Origin of the sequence: Halalkalibacterium halodurans (assembly GCF_005671335.1) — a bacterium.
In the GTDB taxonomy this organism is placed as follows: Bacteria; Bacillota; Bacilli; order Bacillales; family Bacillaceae_D; genus Halalkalibacterium; species Halalkalibacterium halodurans.
Map to the genome: position 1 here is coordinate 3,601,229 of NZ_CP040441.1, position 17,948 is coordinate 3,619,176.

20 protein-coding genes and 1 pseudogene are annotated in these 17,948 nt (G+C 41.2%); 4 read left to right on the forward strand and 17 right to left on the reverse strand.

Going from position 1 to position 17,948, the window contains the following annotated elements:
* Positions 1-16 precede the first annotated feature (16 nt).
* Together FED51_RS17595 and FED51_RS17600 are read right to left on the reverse strand one after the other, a co-directional pair.
* Positions 17-838, reverse strand: a complete 822-nt coding sequence (locus FED51_RS17595; RefSeq protein WP_138090776.1) for a sulfite exporter TauE/SafE family protein — start codon at positions 836-838, stop codon at positions 17-19.
* A 23-nt stretch (positions 839-861) separates the two neighbouring features.
* Positions 862-1,710, reverse strand: coding sequence for a DUF72 domain-containing protein (locus FED51_RS17600; protein WP_138090779.1), 849 nt, complete (start codon positions 1,708-1,710; stop codon positions 862-864).
* Between the two features lie 402 nt (positions 1,711-2,112).
* Here FED51_RS17600 and FED51_RS21775 point away from each other — a divergent pair, with 402 nt between their 5' ends.
* Entirely contained in the window at positions 2,113-2,382 is a 270-nt protein-coding gene (locus tag FED51_RS21775; RefSeq protein ID WP_083445451.1) for a CotD family spore coat protein, read from the forward strand.
* Positions 2,383-3,146: 764 nt separating this feature from the next.
* On the opposite strand, the gene FED51_RS17610 is transcribed toward FED51_RS21775, so the two are convergent.
* Positions 3,147-3,302, reverse strand: a complete 156-nt coding sequence (locus FED51_RS17610) for a MerR family transcriptional regulator (protein WP_010899593.1) — start codon at positions 3,300-3,302, stop codon at positions 3,147-3,149.
* 1,403 nt (positions 3,303-4,705) lie between these two features.
* On the opposite strand from FED51_RS17610, the gene FED51_RS17620 reads away from it, so the two are divergent.
* Both FED51_RS17620 and FED51_RS17625 read left to right on the forward strand, forming a co-directional pair.
* Positions 4,706-5,248, forward strand: a complete 543-nt coding sequence (locus tag FED51_RS17620) for a hypothetical protein (RefSeq protein ID WP_053430336.1) — start codon at positions 4,706-4,708, stop codon at positions 5,246-5,248.
* Positions 5,249-5,430: 182 nt separating this feature from the next.
* The gene (locus tag FED51_RS17625) at positions 5,431-5,766 is read left to right on the forward strand and encodes a hypothetical protein (RefSeq protein ID WP_053430335.1); all 336 of its coding nucleotides are present in this window, start codon (positions 5,431-5,433) and stop codon (positions 5,764-5,766) included.
* Between the two features lie 48 nt (positions 5,767-5,814).
* On the opposite strand, the gene FED51_RS17630 is transcribed toward FED51_RS17625, so the two are convergent.
* The gene (locus FED51_RS17630; RefSeq protein ID WP_053430334.1) at positions 5,815-6,054 is read right to left on the reverse strand and encodes a hypothetical protein; all 240 of its coding nucleotides are present in this window, start codon (positions 6,052-6,054) and stop codon (positions 5,815-5,817) included.
* Positions 6,055-6,409: 355 nt separating this feature from the next.
* A pseudogene (locus FED51_RS21275) lies at positions 6,410-6,496 on the reverse strand (ATP-binding protein); the annotation flags it as partial.
* Positions 6,497-6,943: 447 nt separating this feature from the next.
* On the opposite strand from FED51_RS21275, the gene FED51_RS17645 reads away from it, so the two are divergent.
* Positions 6,944-7,204: a tyrosine-type recombinase/integrase gene (locus tag FED51_RS17645; RefSeq protein WP_233443925.1), complete on the forward strand. Its 261-nt coding sequence runs from the start codon at positions 6,944-6,946 to the stop codon at positions 7,202-7,204.
* 45 nt (positions 7,205-7,249) lie between these two features.
* Here the strand turns inward: FED51_RS17645 and sufB are convergent, their stop codons facing one another.
* The 12 genes from sufB to FED51_RS17705 all read right to left on the reverse strand — a co-directional run bounded on the left by sufB (position 7,250) and on the right by FED51_RS17705 (position 17,945).
* Entirely contained in the window at positions 7,250-8,647 is a 1,398-nt protein-coding gene (gene sufB, locus FED51_RS17650) for a Fe-S cluster assembly protein SufB (protein ID WP_010899600.1), read from the reverse strand.
* 37 nt (positions 8,648-8,684) lie between these two features.
* The gene (gene sufU / locus FED51_RS17655) at positions 8,685-9,125 is read right to left on the reverse strand and encodes a Fe-S cluster assembly sulfur transfer protein SufU (RefSeq protein WP_010899601.1); all 441 of its coding nucleotides are present in this window, start codon (positions 9,123-9,125) and stop codon (positions 8,685-8,687) included.
* Positions 9,115-10,335 carry a cysteine desulfurase gene (locus FED51_RS17660; protein WP_053430333.1) on the reverse strand — a complete coding sequence of 407 codons (1,221 nt, stop codon included), beginning with the start codon at positions 10,333-10,335 and terminating at the stop codon, positions 9,115-9,117. The genes sufU and FED51_RS17660 overlap by 11 nt, the downstream gene beginning before the upstream one ends.
* Positions 10,335-11,642 carry a Fe-S cluster assembly protein SufD gene (gene sufD / locus FED51_RS17665; protein ID WP_010899603.1) on the reverse strand — a complete coding sequence of 436 codons (1,308 nt, stop codon included), beginning with the start codon at positions 11,640-11,642 and terminating at the stop codon, positions 10,335-10,337. Before sufD ends, FED51_RS17660 begins: the two co-directional genes overlap by 1 nt.
* Positions 11,643-11,689: 47 nt before the next feature.
* Positions 11,690-12,481: a Fe-S cluster assembly ATPase SufC gene (sufC, locus tag FED51_RS17670; protein ID WP_010899604.1), complete on the reverse strand. Its 792-nt coding sequence runs from the start codon at positions 12,479-12,481 to the stop codon at positions 11,690-11,692.
* 473 nt (positions 12,482-12,954) lie between these two features.
* Positions 12,955-13,089, reverse strand: a complete 135-nt coding sequence (locus tag FED51_RS17675) for a YuzK family famiily protein (RefSeq protein ID WP_321542944.1) — start codon at positions 13,087-13,089, stop codon at positions 12,955-12,957.
* Positions 13,090-13,292: 203 nt separating this feature from the next.
* Complete coding sequence (locus FED51_RS17680; RefSeq protein ID WP_053430331.1) at positions 13,293-13,736, reverse strand: carboxymuconolactone decarboxylase family protein; 444 nt, start codon at positions 13,734-13,736, stop codon at positions 13,293-13,295.
* A gap of 189 nt (positions 13,737-13,925) precedes the next feature.
* On the reverse strand, positions 13,926-14,048 hold the full coding sequence (locus FED51_RS17685; RefSeq protein WP_134229885.1) for an AgrD family cyclic lactone autoinducer peptide: 123 nt from the start codon (positions 14,046-14,048) through the stop codon (positions 13,926-13,928).
* The gene (locus FED51_RS17690; protein ID WP_138090782.1) at positions 14,032-14,622 is read right to left on the reverse strand and encodes an accessory gene regulator AgrB; all 591 of its coding nucleotides are present in this window, start codon (positions 14,620-14,622) and stop codon (positions 14,032-14,034) included. The genes FED51_RS17685 and FED51_RS17690 overlap by 17 nt, the downstream gene beginning before the upstream one ends.
* 10 nt (positions 14,623-14,632) lie before the next feature.
* Positions 14,633-15,907, reverse strand: a complete 1,275-nt coding sequence (locus FED51_RS17695; RefSeq protein WP_138090784.1) for a hypothetical protein — start codon at positions 15,905-15,907, stop codon at positions 14,633-14,635.
* Positions 15,908-15,937: 30 nt separating this feature from the next.
* Entirely contained in the window at positions 15,938-16,735 is a 798-nt protein-coding gene (locus FED51_RS17700; protein WP_053430330.1) for a sensor histidine kinase, read from the reverse strand.
* A 352-nt stretch (positions 16,736-17,087) separates the two neighbouring features.
* Complete coding sequence (locus tag FED51_RS17705; protein ID WP_053430329.1) at positions 17,088-17,945, reverse strand: MetQ/NlpA family ABC transporter substrate-binding protein; 858 nt, start codon at positions 17,943-17,945, stop codon at positions 17,088-17,090.
* Positions 17,946-17,948: the final 3 nt, after the last annotated feature.

The following is a 17,948-nucleotide window of genomic DNA, read 5'->3' on the forward strand; positions in this document are numbered from 1 at the left end:
TCCCATATGTAACAATTTAACCGAGCCAGCCTTCATAAATAAGACGGAGGCCAACAAACAATAAAAACAAGCGAAACACAAACACAATCGTATCACTTTTCAGGCGCGTGTTTAAAACTGCACCTAGCTTCGCACCAATCCAAGCCCCTGGGACGAGCGCTGCAGCAAACAGCCAATTCACATTCCCTAGTGCAAAATGGGAAAGGGAACTTAGCAACGCCGTAAAAATGATCATAAACATCGATGTGGCAACTGCCACATGGGGCGGGAACGCAAAAAGTAAAATCATCGCCGGCACGAGCAAGGTGCCCCCACCAATTCCGAATAACCCTGAGAGAAGGCCGACAAAAAAAGCAATGAGTATGCCAAGCCATGCTTGAAATCCATAATCATAGCGCTGTCCCTCAGGATCAACGTACACCCGACGAATCCCCTTTTTCTTTATTTCCATCGGCTTTAAGCGATGACGAATCATCAACAAAAACGACATAAGAATGACAAATAGCCCGAAATAAATTTGAAACTGTTGGACTTGTAACCCTTGATTAAGCCACACCCCGACTAGCGCTCCTGGACCGCTACCGATGAAAAAAATCAAGCCACTCTTATAGTCCACCGTCCCTTTTTTCATATAGGCAAACGTGGATGACAGTCCCGTAAAAATCATAATCAAGAGCGACGTCCCAACCGCTACTTGCGGGGTCACCGCCTCCGATAAAAGTGCAGTACCCCCTAACCAAAGAAGGGCCGGGACAACGATAATGCCGCCACCAAGCCCCATTAAACTACCGATTGTCCCGGCTAAGAGACCGACACAAACTAAAATGAACCACTCCAACGAAAATTCCTCCTACAGAACTGCTATTCAAACAAATTCAACTGCTTCGGTGTGAGCCCATGGTATTCGATTTCTAAGAGCTCTAGCATTTGCTTCGCATTCGCTGCTGCGTCGCCCCCAGAGTTGTTGTTAAACAGGACATAGACATCCTTTACTTGGGCTGCAAGCTGCTTCAAATGCTCTGCCCACTCAGCTAATTCTTCTTTCGAATAACGGTACAAGTAACGAACCTCACGCCAGTTCCCTTCCTGAGGCCTGCGCCACCCTTCCACATTGCGCCCATGAAAGCGAACGAGGACGTTTTCTTCGTTCGATGGCACTAAAACGGTTGGAACAGAGCCCTCCCCCCCTTGCGGCTCGTCACAAATGCTATGAATCCACCCTTCCTCGCGCATAAACGAGAGGGTTCGCTCTCGGACACTGGGCCGGAACCACGATTGATGGCGAAATTCCAACGCCACCGGGAGCTTGCCCATCTGCTGCTTACAATAGCGTAAATAACGAACATGCTCTTTCGTACAATCAAACCATGGCGGGAATTGAAATAAGACCATGGCCAGTTTGTTCGACTCAAGAAGCGGCTGAAGGGACTCTACGAAGGCGGCAAACATGTCCTCCTTGGAAGAGAACGGTATCTCCCCCCGTTGATGGCCTGTTAATCCTTGATAGGCTTTCACGACAAAACGAAAGCAATCAGGGGTGTCACTTGCCCATTTTTCCATATTCCTTTTTGGCTGTATCGCATAAAACGACGAGTCGACTTCCACCGTCGGAAAGTGGCTCCCATATGTATAAAGTTTTTCACTCGGTTTGGTTCCCATCGTATACAACTCATCATGGTCCCCCCACCCGGTTAATCCGATGTAAATCATTCCATTCACCTTTTATCTATCATCCTTCACTTCCATCATATCATGTGTTCATATCATAACGCACGCTTCCTCTCTCTTGGACGTGGTAAACTTTGGATGATAACCTACGAACGATATCAGAATCATGAAGAAAAAATTTTTGATTACATACTTGCCTTCGTATCTTTCCCTATTTATTCAATTGAAGCTCTCGATCGAATCAATCGAGGAGGATTTCAATTTCCCTTTTTTCATATGAGGATTTGCAGCACAACACCCTCAACCGATCCATTCCAAAAAATAAAAGAGATCTCGTGGACATTCCTCGTTATTCGCCTTTTTCACAACGGAGTCCAGACCTCCAGTAACAATTTGAATAATATGTAAGCATCATCCTCACTGAAAGAAAGGAGAGATTTTAGCATGTTTCCTTGTCATCGTAGACCACCTGTCCACCAATTACCTACAAAAACGTTGCCAGCACAATTTGCACCAACTCGGAAGTTTTCTCAATTTTTCAATCAAAATGTAGTAGTTCCAGTCGTTCATCCAAGCCATACAACCCGATTCCTAAATACGAACTTCCAATTTGTTCATTCATTCCCTCATACAACATCCGACGTCCGCACTGCCACCAGACAAGATTTTGTTGCTCCAGCACCTAGACCAAGAAGACCATTTAGCTGGTGGTAAGCTAACCATTGCATGGAGCAAAACGCCCCTCACGCTTCTTGAGCATGAGGGGCTTTGCTGTGAGAACCGTTCTTCATCTTTTTATTTATTATCATATCATGTGGAGTATAACGATTTGGGCGTGATTACTCATAAAACGATCAATATCATTCCCATCTATGCACTTAAATGATATAACTAGAGAAGGAAGAGAGGGATTGATATGAAGTCTATCCATAAGTACTTCTTCTACACCTTTTTATTCGTCTCAATTTTTCTAACTCAAGTGCTTTGGGGCATTAAAGATGGGGAATTGATGTGGCATCAATACTATTTGATCTCATTTAGCATAACTGGACTTTATTTTATGACAGATAAGAAATTCGGAAACAAAACATGACTAGGATTGTTCTATTTTATGAAAAAACTAGAGGAGAAACACATCATGAAGCATTTAGGGTTTATGTTCTATTTCTTGGTTGCATCTACGGTGTATTACTACACAAGGAAATTTTTAAACGAGGACATTGGCCTATTTGGATAGATCATTGGTATAACTGTACGTGGTCTTATTATTCTATTGATGATGTACTTAGCCTTTAGCAAAGTTCAAAAAATGTTCAATCATATTAATTAATAGGTTAGAAAAAGAGCCAAGAAGGCCCTTGTTTTTTGTTCTTTTGGATCAACAAACAGTATTAACGAAAAAGTTAAAACGATTATAAGATTACGGATATGGAGGTAAGAAGTTCAATAAAAAGAAGTTAAAGTTTGTCATCGATGCTTTAAGATTGGACCGTTTTTACTTTTTCAATGTCAGACTCATCATATTCACGATAGCCATTTTTCAAACGAGTAGGATGAAGCAACCGTTTCTGTTCGTAATAACGTAAGGAACGAATGCTGACACCTGTTTTTTTCGATAGTTCACTAATTTTCAACCTCAGCCCCTCCTCAAAAACTGTAATTTTATAGTAAAGTATGACATCATGTCAGGGTCAATACATCTGTTTTGCTTTTTATCAATTTGATAACTTGTTGTGTAAAAAGTAACATTCCATTCGAGTAGGAGGAGGCGGTTAGCCTCCGACCTCTCACACCACCGTACGTACGGGTCCGTATACGGCGAGTGTGTTTAGAATGTATTGAGGAATTTAATTTAAAAAAATACCATTTACTGAGTTTTTTTTATCAACGGTTTTTTTTGGTATAATTTTAATTGACTAGATAAGAATGGAGTGTTGTACAAGTGATGGAAACATTTGATTTTTTAAGACCTGTCTATTATTTAATAACATTATTTTTGGTGTGTAATTATTTGTATTTGACTTTATTAAGAGAAAAAGTTAAATCAAGTATTTACGTTTTTATAAATTCAATATTCTTTACTGTTATCGGATTGGTTTTGTTATTTCAGTCAGGTGTAATCGTAGATGAGCTAAATATGTCTGGAGATTCGATAATATTCTATTTATCTATATTGTTTGTAGTTATTACTATATTTAGTGGCCTAATTTTCTTTAAAAATAAAGCTAATTCATAAAATTCTTTATCTATCAATAGACAGTACCTACCTTAAAGCAAGATGTATACAATTCCGCTATTGTATATTGCGAAATAAAAGTCAAGAGTTACCGCAAACAAAGTCATAGACGTATACAATTCTCATAGGATTGCTTCTGCTGTCTATTACGATCAGAAAGATCAAAAATGACTAGAAAGTTGTTTTTTAGAGAATGAGTTAATTGTCATGGATACATTAGAAAGTGACTTATCGGATGTTCATACCATTGAGTTTGTCGATCAAGATGGAGAGGTTGTAGCTATTGCAGAAAAGCCGTTTTGAAGAATATAGTGAAGGCAAGTACTAAAACTAAAGCTTACTAATTGAATCATTCATCAAACGTGTGCCCAAAATTTTAATCCTAGCCCAGCATTTGGGGTACTTTTCTATTTATAGATTTCATCGAGGCTTAGAAGCACTTTACTTCACAATTCTTTACCAAGGACGAAGAAACTTAGCATAAGGCCTTTAAAGAAATATGTAAACGTGCTAACCTCCCCGTATTATTCCTCAAGCTCTTCGTCATTCTCATGCACTTCATTTACTCTAAGCTGAAGCAAATATAAAATACGTGTCTGATACAGATTAAGAACCAAGCGATTCCTTAAATATTCTGTATATACGAAATATTGGTAAGGGGAGCACCACATCTATCTACCTACCAATAATATTGTTAAGAGTTGTTAGATAGACATTCCGCTATATCCATTTTTTCCTTTATTATTATTACCGTTTATGGTATTTTAGTCATGTAACTAAAAGAAGGGGGTATTTATTGCCATGAAAAAACTTAAACTATTAGGGATCTCTATTTTATTAGTCGGGGTCCTTACTGCCTGTGGGGAAGCAGCTACCACAGAAGAGGAGTCTGCTGAGGGACAAGCTGAAGAAACAACCGACGAGGCTGCCGAAGAGGAAGCAGAAGAGTCTGACGCTGAGGAAGGCGTTATCGAGCTTAACCAAGAGATTGCGGATAACGATAGTTTCAAAGCCACTCTCGTAAGCATTGAACGCATCTACGACGAGACATGGGATGAAGAAAAAATCGAGGTCGTGTTTGACGTAGAAAACAAACGTGATGATACAATCGAATTTCAGGCACGCGAAGTTTCCATTGACGGGCGTATGGTTGATGAAATGTTGCTTACAATGAGCACCGAAGTAGCAAGCGGCAAATCTGCGAAAGCTGTCCTAACGATCCAAGATTACGAAGGGGGAGACTTGCCAGAACTTGAAGAAGACTTTGAAATGCTTTTACACGTGTTCTCATGGGATGATTACGACTTTCAAGAACAAGCAGAAGTTAACGTGACTTTTGAATAAACAACTCCTATCACTCTTACTTTTTTTGTGAGAGTGATTTTTTTATCATAAAAAGTGCTAATTTTGTCCCCTCCACAAAATGGGACAAATAGGGATTATGACAAAAAATAGTGAAATACTGCCGAGATTCTTGTATAATAAACAGGAAAAACTTTTCATTAATTACAGGAGGGACACATTATATGAAAACTTGGGTAGCTGTTCTATCTATATTAGGAGGAATAGCCGGTGTAGTTAGTGGTTTTCTTGTAACATTAGGGGGCAGCATCTTCGGGGAAGAAAGTATGGCAAATGACGGAGCGACAGTATTTTGGTTATCTTTTTTAGCAATCATATTGGGGTTTTTATCTTGGAAATTTAAAAAAATTGGGGGGATTAGTTTAATTGCAATAAGTATATATGGCTTATTTGTTAACGGGTTATTCTTTATTTTTGCTTTTGTGTTTTTAATGATAGCAGGAATATTATCATTTAAAATTAAGCCTACATCACCTAAAGACGTAAAGATCGCAAATTAGTCATGTCACTAAAAGAAAAGGGAAAATAAAAAAGCAGGAATACCGCCCCTACTCATCATAAGGGCGGTATTTTTTGCGCAGCTGCTCAAGCTCTTTTTTCTTTTCTAAAACAACCTCTTTCAAAAACATTTTAGGCTGTTCTTTAACGGTATCAAGTTTTCCATCCCTGACCATATGACCAACCCTATTCGTAGACACCTCAAGGATCTCCGCTGTTTCTGAAGCTGATAACAGTTGGTCTTTTAAGAAATCCGATAGCTCTTGTGTAGAGTGGAATTGATACTTCAACTTTTCCCCATTCCTTTCACGATCATAAATAGCCTTAATACATGGATCATGAGCGTCAATCCAAACCGCTAAGCAATTCTTTCACATCCACTTCATCACCTCCTTGACTTCATTATAGTATACCTATTTGTAAAACGGAATAGATTAAATAAAAAATATCCTTATTTCCCCAAGTTTTTAAAAGCACCGCTGATTTAGGTACTTGCTAATTCTTGGGACATTAACCGGCAATAATTTGTCTAGTATTGTCGAAATGGTTGATATTTCTTTTTATTTAATTAATATGCGAATTAGCATCCTAACGGATAGCGTGTAGACGTCAAGTTGAATTTTACACTTTTTGCTCGTTTCCTTTTTACACTTCTGCTGAAAAAATGCTTTTCCGGTTTTTCATGCGATGACTTTCCTCATTCTCTCCACCATGGATGACTTCCACACGGTGAAATCGAGCAAAAGACAAAACTGAGATTCAAGATGATGTAAAATATTATTCCTTAGAGGAACTAAACCAACTACTCGACTTTATGAAAAATTATAAACTTCAACGTTTTGAAGGATACCAACTTTATTACATGCTTATGTATTTTTTGAGCCAAACAGGATTACGAATTAGCGAAGCTTTAGCATAAAGATGGACGGATATTGAAGGGAATAAAGTGACGGTTGAACGACAAACAAGCAGGGATAATAACAACAGATTGAAACTAACCACTTTAAAAAACACTTCATCTTACAGAATCATAAGACTAAACGATGATCTGTTACGCGAATTGAAGAAGTTTAAATTAAAGCAAAACGAGCTAATTTTAAGTGACAAGCGGTTTCAAAAAAATGAAGAAGGAATCATGTTTCAAAACTACTTAGGTAATCTACTGTACGTGAATCGATAATCAAATACTGCAAAAAAGCAGGTGTAGAATATAAAGGTACTCACGGCTTCCGACATACACATGCCGTTTTGCTTCTTGAGTCAGGAGCAAGCATTAAATTCGTATCTAAGCGGTTGGGACACAAAACAATTAAAACTACTGCTGACACTTACCTAGATATTACGGAGAAAATAGAAGAAGACGAACTCAAAAAGTTCGCCTCCTACACTAGCAGAAAATCTGAATCGGCACAAAATCGGCACGTGCCAGATTCTTTATAATTCAAACCCCGGCATAACCCCCATTATACCAAGGTTTTTTGTTTATTATCCAATCGATCCTTCCATTTCGAACTTGATTAGACGGTTCATTTCAACCGCGTATTCCATTGGAAGTTCTTTTGTGAATGGCTCAATGAAGCCCATGACGATCATTTCCGTTGCTTCTTCTTCAGAGATTCCGCGACTCATCAAGTAGAAGAGCTGATCTTCCGATACTTTAGAAACAGTCGCTTCATGCTCCAACGTAATGTCGTTGTTTAAAATTTCGTTGTACGGGATCGTATCTGAAGTGGATTCGTTATCCATGATCAGCGTATCGCACTCAATTTTTGATTTCGATCCTTGTGATTTACGGCCGAAGTGGGCAATTCCGCGGTAAGATACTTTTCCGCCCTGCTTGGAAATGGACTTCGACACGATCGTTGAGGAACAGTTTGGTGCCAAGTGAAGCACTTTCGCTCCTGCGTCTTGGTGCTGCCCTTTTCCTGCGATCGCGATGGAAAGAATCGTCCCTTTCGCCCCTTCCCCTTTCATGATGACCGCTGGGTACTTCATCGTTAGCTTGGAGCCGATGTTTCCATCGATCCATTCCATTGTCGCGTTTTCGTATGCGACCGCACGCTTGGTTACGAGGTTATACACGTTCGGCGCCCAGTTTTGGATCGTCGTATAACGGCAGTACGCGTCCTTTTTGACAATGATTTCAACAACCGCACTATGCAAGGAGTTTGTTGTGTACACAGGAGCTGTACAGCCTTCTACATAGTGAACAGAGCTGTCTTCATCGGCAATGATAAGCGTACGCTCGAATTGTCCCATGTTTTCTGAGTTAATACGGAAGTACGCTTGCAATGGCGTCTCCGTTTTTACGCCTTTTGGTACGTAAATGAACGATCCCCCAGACCATACAGCCGAGTTTAACGCGGCAAATTTGTTGTCGGTTGGTGGAATGATCGTACCGAAGTATTCTTTAAAAATATCTTCGTTTTCTTTCAGAGCAGAGTCTGTATCTTTGAAGATAATTCCTAGCTCTTCAAGATCCTCTTTCATGTTGTGGTAAACCACTTCAGATTCGTACTGAGCGGAAACCCCTGCAAGATATTTTTGCTCTGCTTCTGGAATTCCAAGCTTATCGAATGTGTTTTTGATTTCTTCAGGTACTTCATCCCAAGAACGCTCAGATTTTTCAGATGGCTTAACGTAATACGTGATGTCGTCAAAATCAAGCTCTGTTAAGTCTCCGCCCCATTGTGGCATTGGCATTTTGTAAAATTGCTCAAGCGACTTTAAGCGGAAATCGAGCATCCATTGTGGCTCCTGTTTCATGCGGGAGATTTCCTCTACGATTTCCCGAGTTAATCCGCGCTTCGAACGGAAAATCGACACGTCCCGATCAGAAAACCCATATTTGTATTCGCCGATTTCAGGCATTTTCTTTGCCATGGGAAAAACCCTCCTTTTATTCATTACACAAGGACCACTATTCCTGTCCTTCGTTTAGACCTTTCTCGAGCGCCTTCCAAGCAAGCGTGGCGCATTTAATCCGCGCTGGAAACTTAGTTACGCCTTGAAGGGCCTCAATGTCTCCTAAATCAAACCGTTTATCATCATAATCGTTCCCTAACATCATATCCGAAAAAATATCCGATAATGCTAAAGCTTCGTCAACCTTTAAACCTTTGACCGCCTGCGTCATCATCGACGCGGAGGCTAAGCTAATGGAGCACCCTTCACCAATGAACTTAGCTTCGACCACTTTGCCATCTTGAAGCTTCATCTGCAACTGAATGCGGTCACCACATGTGGGATTATTCATGTTTACACTTAACGTGTCATCTTCAATCGTTCCACGGTTCCGCGGGTTTTTATAATGATCCATGATCACTTGTCGATAAAGTGTATCAAGGTTACTAAAAGACATGACCGAAGTACTCCTTTGTTTTTTCTAGCCCTTTTGCTAATGCATCGATGTCTTCCTTCGTATTGTATAAATAGAAGCTAGCCCGCGCCGTTGCTGTTACATCCAACCATTTCATTAACGGTTGGGCGCAATGGTGACCTGCGCGTACCGCGATTCCATCTGCATCTAACACCGTAGCCACATCATGCGGATGGACGTCTTCAATGTTGAACGTGACGAGTCCTGCTCGTTTTTGTGGGCCATATACCGTCATACCTTCAAGCTCTGAAAGACGGTCAAGCGCATATTGAGCGAGCTCGTGCTCATGCTTTTCGATTTCATCCAAGCCGATGTCTTCAAGGAAGTCAATCGCCGCTCCAAGACCGATGGCACCAGCAATAATCGGAGTTCCTCCTTCAAACTTCCACGGAAGCTCCTTCCATGTGGAATCATAAAGGCCAACGAAATCAATCATTTCACCACCAAATTCCACCGGCTCCATCTTCTCCAATAGAGCTTTCTTTCCGTAGAGAACACCGATCCCTGTCGGACCTGCCATCTTATGGCCTGAGAATGCGAAGAAATCACACCCCAACTCCTGGACATCTATTTTCATGTGAGGGGCACTTTGCGCACCATCGACGAGCATGATTGCACCGTGACGATGGGCGATTTCCGCAATTTCCTTCACCGGATTGATGGTTCCTAATACGTTGGAAACATGCATAATCGCGACTATTTTTGTTTTTTCAGAGATCGTTTTTTCAACGTCCTCTATCTTAATGGTACCATCTTTTTGGAGTGGAAGATAGGTTAAAGTCGCCCCCGTTGCCTTTGCTACTTGCTGCCAAGGGATAATGTTGCTATGGTGTTCCATCGGGGTAATGACGATTTCGTCGCCCTCTCCTAAGTTCGCACGGCCATAGCTTGCAGCTACAAGGTTAATCGCCGTCGTCGTTCCCCGCGTAAAAATGATCTCCTCTGTAGACGAGGCGTGAATGAAACGACGGATCTTTTCTCTTGCACCTTCATACCCGTCCGTCGCCAGCGTCCCTAACGTATGGACGCCGCGATGAACATTGGAGTTGTAACGCCGATAATAATCATCTAATGCTTCGATGACAGCGATCGGCTTTTGAGACGTAGCTGCACTGTCCAAATAAACAAGGGGACTTCCATTCACTTCTTGATCGAGAACGGGAAACAGCTTTTTAATCTCATGAGCATTCATTATTTAACTTTCCTTTCGATCGCTTCCACTAGTCGTTCTTTTACCGATTCAATCGGAAGCTGACCAACGACCGGTGCTAGGAAGCCATGAATGACAAGGCGTTCGGCTTCAGCACGTGAAATGCCTCGACTCATTAAATAGAACATTTGAATAGGATCGATTTTTCCGACTGAAGCTGCGTGACCGGCCGTAACGTCATCTTCATCGATGAGCAAAATCGGGTTGGCATCGCCACGAGCTTTTTCGCTGAGCATGAGCACACGCTCTGTTTGCTCTCCGTGAGACTTTGTTGCCCCATGCTCGATTTTAGAAATCCCGTTAAAAATGGACGTCGCTGCTTCACGCATAACACCATGCTTTAAGATATAGCCTTCTGAATGCTTACCATGGTGGAAAATTTGCGTAGTGAAGTTTTGCTTTTGTTCGCCGCGGCCGACAGAGACCGTTTTCGTATCAGCCCAAGAGTTGTCGCCAAGCAAGTGAGTTGTGTTTTCAGACACGGTGTTTCCATCGTTCATTTGCCCTAACGCCCATTCCACACGGCTATCGCGACCGACATGAGCACGACGTACCACGTACGTTGTTACTCCCGCTGCTAAATTGTCAACAGCGCCAAATGAGACTTTGGCGTTCGCACCGGCGAATACTTCAACCACAATGTTAGCTACTGCTTCTTCCGATCCGAATGATGCGTAGTTTTCCACATAAGTGATGGAGCTATTGTCTTCCGCCACGATGATCACATGGTTGAACAGTCCTGCTTTCTCCGTATCAAACCAGAATACAGATTGCAACGGCACTTCAATTTCCACATTGCGAGGAACATAGATGAACGTTCCACCGTTGACAAGGGCTGCATGAAGAGCGGTTAGGCGATTTTCATCAACTTTTACCGCATCTTTCATGTAATATTTCTCCACCAGGTCTCCGTGCTCTTTAACTGCTGTAAGAAGATCAGTAAAGATGACACCCTTTGCCTTCAATGCTTCATCTAGTTTGCTATAAACAACGGTCGCATCGCGTTGAACGAGAAGATTTTGCGTATCGGACGCTTCTCCGATTAGTCCCTTAACTTCATCGCGAAGCTCATCAATGGAAGCAACTGGGCTCACTTCTGGAAGTTTGTGATCAAAATTCGTGAAGTTCCACGAAGTAATTTTCGTTTTATCTGGTTTTGGCAGCTCGAGTGTTTCTACAAGCTCAAACCCTTTTAGGCGAATGTCCTTGAACCATTGTGGTTCATTACGTGCATCTGAAAACGATTGGACATACTCTTTATCGATCGTTAATTTCGTCTCGACTGACATACTAACCCACCCTTTTTCGTTGATTCTGTTTACTAAAAACGGATTGCTTACGCTTCTTGACCTTCACTTACACGCTCATCTTCAATTCCAAGCTCTTCCTTAATCCAGTCATAACCTTCTGCTTCAAGACGTTGCGCAAGTTCAGGGCCACCTGATTTTACGATTCGTCCTTGCATCATGACGTGAACTTTGTCTGGAGTGATGTAGTTCAAGAGACGCTGATAGTGGGTAATGATGAGACAGCCAAATTCAGATCCACGCATGGCGTTAACACCTTGAGAAACGACTTTCAATGCATCGATATCAAGACCAGAGTCGATTTCGTCAAGAATCGCAATTTTCGGCTCAAGCATCATGAGTTGAAGAATTTCATTACGTTTCTTTTCACCGCCAGAGAATCCTTCGTTTAAGTAACGATGAGCAAATGATTCGTCCATATCAAGTAGATCCATCTTTTCATCAAGCTGACGAATAAACTTCATTAATGAAATTTCATCGCCTTCTTCACGCTGTGCATTAATGGCAGAACGTAAAAAGTCTGAGTTTGTCACCCCGCTAATTTCACTTGGGTACTGCATGGCTAAGAACATACCTGCTTTCGCACGCTCGTCCACTTCCATTTCAAGCACGTCTTCGCCGTTTAGCGTGACGCTTCCGCTTGTGATTTCATATTTAGGGTGTCCCATAATCGCCGAAGCGAGGGTTGATTTACCTGTTCCGTTTGGCCCCATGATGGCATGAATTTCGCCACCATTTACTTCAAGGCTAAAATCCTTTAAAATTTCTTTTCCTTCAATCGTAACATGAAGATTTTCGATTTTTAAACTAGGTGCTGACATGAACATAACCTCCAATAAATATTTGTTAACGGCGAAGCTGAGCACACAGATAGGGGCTCTCGCCTAAAAAATCATTCTCAATTTATTCTCATTACAATCTTATAATATATCCAATTAAACTTCAAGACAACTCGTTTAATCTTTCACAAAGAAAAGAGGCTGTCTAGAAAGCGAGCTCCAACAAATTTCTTCACTTCATGACCCCCATCCCCTATATGTAATTTTCATCTAGTCTGACTAAAGTGACAATGAATCGATCGTAAACTTCCCTGAAAATAAACCTCCCCTCGTTTGCTATATCCTATTCTAACTTAGTTGAATTACGATTCCAAGGTGAATGAACGATGAAACGATAAATATTAAATAAAATTGTTGGAAAACTTTTCGACTTTCGGGAAAATGACCCGTATTAATTATCTATAGAAGAAAAAAACAGAGAAGCTAAAATACTGCCTCTCTGCTCGTTATGATTTTTATGCTGACCGTCTCACAACCCCAGTCAACCGAAATGCTTGTTTATATTCCCTCTCTCTTTCTTTTTCCACATCGATCCGCTTCTCTAAATCCTGACTGTATTCAGCATAGCTCATGCCATGAGATTGGTGCATCGCCTTCTCCATCTCAGTTGTTACATTGAGCTTAGATAAATGGATAGAAATCATCCTTCCTTCGTTTTCGTTTCACGAATAGCGTAACATACAAAACGAAGGGAACCAATGCTAGTCACCGAGAGTCTCACGCGATTCCTTCTAATCATAAGGGGCTACGCAATGTCAGATGATTTACGCTTACAATTACGCGATCCGACCCATTAATGCTTCATATTTTGGTTTTGACCTTGCTTTTGGTTTTGACCGTTTTGACTGTCTTGTTGATCTTGTTGACCTTGTTCTCCATTATTTTGTCCGAACTCATTCATGGCTTCTTGAACGAGCGTGACGGCCTGGCTCATGGCGGCCCCTCCACCAAAAGCAGCAGTCACTCCAATCGCTTCCAGAATCTCTTCTTCTGAGCAATCTTGGTCCATGCATCCTTTTGTATGATAAATGATGCAATATTCATCTTGGGCAAAAACGCTAACACCTAGGGCGATCAACTGTTTCTGTTTTTGCGAAAGCTCCCCTTTTGCGAAGCAAGCTTCAGTAAACGCATTGTACTTTTCTGCAATCTCCGGCATCTTCTGTTGAAAGGTGCCAAGCCCTTCTTTATAATCCATTAGTGCCATTTCCATCGGGTTCATTTGTTGTTGATCCATCGTACAACCTCCTTTGCTTTTCAACGTCTTTAGTATGAGATCGAACTACATAATTCATTCGAATAATGATTCAAAAGCATCCTTGCAAAACAAGAAAAAAACCTTTATCGTGAAAAAAGGTGAAAGAAATGATGGGAACAGCATAGGAAAAGACGACCGAAATGGGCGTTCGATCGTCTTTTCTTTACATTATTTTTGTTTCTTTAAGCTATTAGGAATCTTTGGCGCATATATGAGCGGGCTAGACGCATTGACAAACGCTTTTGAGATTCCAAGAGTCGCTTTTGAAATGACTTTAGCTGTTCTCTTCATTCGTTTCACCTCCTTTCAAGATGAACCGATTGAGCTGCCTCGTGACCTTTAGGCCAATAGGCGTAAGGAGCACCCCTTGTAATAGAACCCCGAGAACGAGGCCTTGAGCCGACATAAACATTGCAAGAATGATAAAAAGAACGATGAGGATGTAAGCTATCCGTTTCTTCTGCCGCTCCCAATGCTCTGTATGTACTACTTGATGAGCCTCATAGTATGGAGCGTATTTCCAAATCAACAGTCCCCCGCTAATTCCATAAAGAATCCAAGCATGATTTGCAAACGGAACCCAGGAAATTGCCGTGATGAACAGAACGGACAGCAAAGTACAGCCAATAGAATGATCAAGGTGAGCACCTCCCGTCAACACCCTCATGAACGTGAAGGACAGTGCGATTTGGAGAAACAGCCAAATCTCTCCGTGGAGAAGGCCAACCGCTAAGACGAGCAATAAAGTAAAGAGATAGTGGAGAATGATCGTGAATCCGAACGTTAGAACTTCAACCGATTCTGTTTCTTCTACATTCAATGCCTTCACTTGATGTGCCAACGTTAAAGCAAGACGTTCAAGCATCAAACCCCCCCTATTTTCTTATAAAGCGGATGCTACATTCTAGCGGGCGAATTTGTGAATCAACTTTCGCGTTATTTTGCTGAAAGTACATAAGATCATCGACAATCTTAAGTGTTGTCACATCTTGCTCTGAAAGCTCTAGGTTGCTCGATATGCGATACTCTAACGTACTATCTGTCATGTTAATCTGCAGCCTAACAAACAACTCGGACATACCTGTTCGGTACAATGCAACGAACACCTCGTCCAATATCCGACTTAAATAACGAATTTGCCACAAAGACGTTGGGCGAACGTGCTCAAGAGTCGCTGACACTTTAAACTCGACACCTAATAACCGTGATAGCTTTTTCTTATTGATGAGAAAGGCATACATCACTTCATCTTCAGATTTGAACAAATGATAGCTCTCATCTTTCACACTAAAACTAGGTAGTTTTTTTATCGCGACTTTCTTTTCTACATACTCACGAATTAGTGGCGCCGACTCTTTTTCACAAAGCTTTAAAATCGCATTGGAATGGATGCTGTATTCATTTTGAATCGTTTCGACAATACTTGATAGTTGCTGCTCTTGATCTAGATAAAATTTCTTTGCCTCCATCATCCGCTTTGCTTGAAAGGTGGAGTGAAGAACGTAGTACGTAGATAATACAAGGAAAAGCAATACGATAATGAAGAGAACAAATAAATGTTTGTTTAACACTGCACTTGTCGTCATCACATAAGATGCGAAGCAAATGAACAGAAACATCATAAACGCACTTACAAATATAACGCGTTTTTCCTTCGTCGAAAGCAAATCTCCTTCAATATGTCCGCGAAATTCGTTTAGCTGATAGCTCCCTCGGTAAATGCCGTAAGAGGCTGTTGTTACAAGGAGGAACGTACCGCTTTGAATCAGCAACGTTACATCGGTATAAGACAGCAAGACGTCCCAATAACTGTAAGAGGACATGGCGGTAATCGCTTCGACAATGATTAATTGGGTAAAGATATAAAACCCATATCCACTGCTCGTCACGACTAACGACTCTAATGAATTAAATCGAAATAACCATCTGACAAGGATATACAAAACGGTCATTTGAATGAAAATCACAATCGGCAAGTGCAAATGGGGGACCATTCGTAACACAAAAATCGATAAAAGACTTAATAACGTACCAATCGCTACAATTGATAAACGATAGCGGCGGAACGTATAACCAAATAATAGAACGGGAAACGATAAGAGGGCGCTCCATTCCAAAATGGATATTAGGAAGGTTAAAATGTGATACATACGTGATTCTCCCCTATCATTCTGAAAGATTTAAATCATCATGTTTTTCCCTTTTGGAATGGTTAATGTGACAACCACACCTCTTTTTGGATGGTTCTTGATCTCAAGCGTTCCCTCCATGGCTTCTATAATGGTTTTGCATATGGGCAATCCTAAGCCTGTTCCCTCATCCTTCGTCGTAAAAAAAGGATAAAAAATGTTCTCTAATTGATCCTCAGCAATTCCTGGTCCATCGTCATGAATGACAAGAATCACTGCGTCCTGATCATTGGAAAGCTTGATGGAAATGGTTCCTTCTTCCTCTATTGCTTCAACAGCGTTTTTAATAAGATTAATAAGTACTTGCTCAAAGCGGGTTACATTACCTGAAATATATAAGCCTTCTGCCAAATCTGTGCGAAACCGGATCTCTTTCTTGTCTTGCTTCATTTTCTGAATGAGAATAACCTTTTCAATGCTACGCTTAACATCAATCAATGACAAGTTTTCCTCGTCAAGATGGGCTTTGGCGAACGTTAATAACTCTTGAATGAGCGCCTCCATACGAATAGCTTCATCTTTAATGATAGACGTATATTGGGCAATCGTGGGATCAGAGCGAATCGTTTCATTTTGCTCAAGGTATTGAGTAAAACCGATAATCGAGGTTAGAGGATTTCTTATTTCATGAGCAAAAAATGCCGCCATTTTTCCGATAGCTGCATGATAATTCTCATTTCCATCCTTATAATCATTTCCGATCTCACTCAGACGCTCTTGATATGATTTCTTTTTTTCTTTTGGCTTTGTCTTTCTTTGCAGCCAGCTTTTAAAAAATGGACGGTTCATGATGATAACACTCCCACTAATCGCACGAAAAAATTCTGCCCTTTCGATATTGTTACAATTTCGACGCTTTATTGTAAGTTCCTTCAAATATTTTCATTCTTTTCTGACATAATTTTTCCCAGTTTTCGAATATTCCTGAATCGAACTGAGCGCCTCCCATAACGTAAGAAAAACCCCTGCTTGAGAAGTAACAGAGATAAATAAATCACGGTGTACTACAAAAAAAGGTGATGACTTATTACTGCCTTTCGGAAAGTTGCCTCGCTTTTGAGGCCATGCACCAGACAGCTACGCCTCCCTTTCTTCATTTACAAAGAAAAGACCAGCGATTATCATCACTGGTCCTTATCGATTACCCCATCGGAATGACCGCGCCATTGTACTGCTCTTCGATAAACTGACGAACTTCTTCAGATTGAAGAACTTCAACAAGTACTTGGAACTCAGGGCGATCTTGATCCTCTGCACGAACAACAATTAAGTTTGGCTGTAAGACATCTTCTGACTCAAAAGCAATTCCATATTGCTCGATGTCGACGCCACCCTCTAATGCATAGTTCGTATTGATCGCCACAGCATCTCCTTCACCATTTTCAAAAGATGGCGCAAGGAAACGTGCCTCTACTTGCTGTGAGCCAAATACGAGATTTTTCGGGTTGGAAGAGATATCATCAATTGTCGCAAGCTCCCCTTCTTCTACGTCAAGCTCAATCAGTCCAGCTCGTTCAAAGATCGGAAGGATTCTTCCATGGTCGCTAATCGAGTCACTGAAAATAATCTCTGCTCCTTCTGGAAGCTCTTCAAGGCTGCTATACTCTTTTGAATAAATTCCAATCGGTTCGGCATGAACTTCACCTAGGCTTACGAAATCATAGTCATATTCTTCAATTTGCTGAGCCAAATACCCTGGCGTTTGGAAATAGTTCACATCAATATCTCCATCTCTTAACGCTGTATTAGGTAAAATGTAATCAGTAAATGTTTCAATTTCGAGCGTAATCCCCCGTTCTTCAAGTAGAGGTGCCGCAAATTCAAGCACTTCAGTATGCGGAACAGCAGAAGCCCCGATTTTAATCGTTACAGGCTCATCCACTGATGCTTCTCCTTCTGCTTCTTCAGTCCCTTGCGTGTCCTCTTCACTAGTTCCACCGCAAGCAACAAGTGATAACGAAAGCGTCGCCGCGCCAATAATGCTTAAAAACTTTTTCATTTG

Coding starts and splice junctions, on each gene's coding strand:
- FED51_RS17660 (WP_053430333.1), bottom strand. CDS start 10,335: ATGAATGCTCATGAGATTAAAAAGCTGTTTCCCGTTCTCGATCAAGAA.
- FED51_RS21775 (WP_083445451.1), top strand. CDS start 2,113: ATGTTTCCTTGTCATCGTAGACCACCTGTCCACCAATTACCTACAAAA.
- sufD (WP_010899603.1), bottom strand. CDS start 11,642: ATGTCAGTCGAGACGAAATTAACGATCGATAAAGAGTATGTCCAATCG.
- FED51_RS17620 (WP_053430336.1), top strand. CDS start 4,706: ATGAAAAAACTTAAACTATTAGGGATCTCTATTTTATTAGTCGGGGTC.
- FED51_RS17600 (WP_138090779.1), bottom strand. CDS start 1,710: ATGATTTACATCGGATTAACCGGGTGGGGGGACCATGATGAGTTGTAT.
- FED51_RS17625 (WP_053430335.1), top strand. CDS start 5,431: ATGAAAACTTGGGTAGCTGTTCTATCTATATTAGGAGGAATAGCCGGT.
- FED51_RS17695 (WP_138090784.1), bottom strand. CDS start 15,907: ATGTATCACATTTTAACCTTCCTAATATCCATTTTGGAATGGAGCGCC.
- sufB (WP_010899600.1), bottom strand. CDS start 8,647: ATGGCAAAGAAAATGCCTGAAATCGGCGAATACAAATATGGGTTTTCT.
- FED51_RS17675 (WP_321542944.1), bottom strand. CDS start 13,089: ATGCACCAATCTCATGGCATGAGCTATGCTGAATACAGTCAGGATTTA.
- FED51_RS17680 (WP_053430331.1), bottom strand. CDS start 13,736: ATGGATCAACAACAAATGAACCCGATGGAAATGGCACTAATGGATTAT.
- FED51_RS17705 (WP_053430329.1), bottom strand. CDS start 17,945: ATGAAAAAGTTTTTAAGCATTATTGGCGCGGCGACGCTTTCGTTATCA.
- sufC (WP_010899604.1), bottom strand. CDS start 12,481: ATGTCAGCACCTAGTTTAAAAATCGAAAATCTTCATGTTACGATTGAA.
- FED51_RS17690 (WP_138090782.1), bottom strand. CDS start 14,622: ATGCTTGAACGTCTTGCTTTAACGTTGGCACATCAAGTGAAGGCATTG.
- sufU (WP_010899601.1), bottom strand. CDS start 9,125: ATGTCTTTTAGTAACCTTGATACACTTTATCGACAAGTGATCATGGAT.
- FED51_RS17700 (WP_053430330.1), bottom strand. CDS start 16,735: ATGAACCGTCCATTTTTTAAAAGCTGGCTGCAAAGAAAGACAAAGCCA.
- FED51_RS17685 (WP_134229885.1), bottom strand. CDS start 14,048: ATGAAGAGAACAGCTAAAGTCATTTCAAAAGCGACTCTTGGAATCTCA.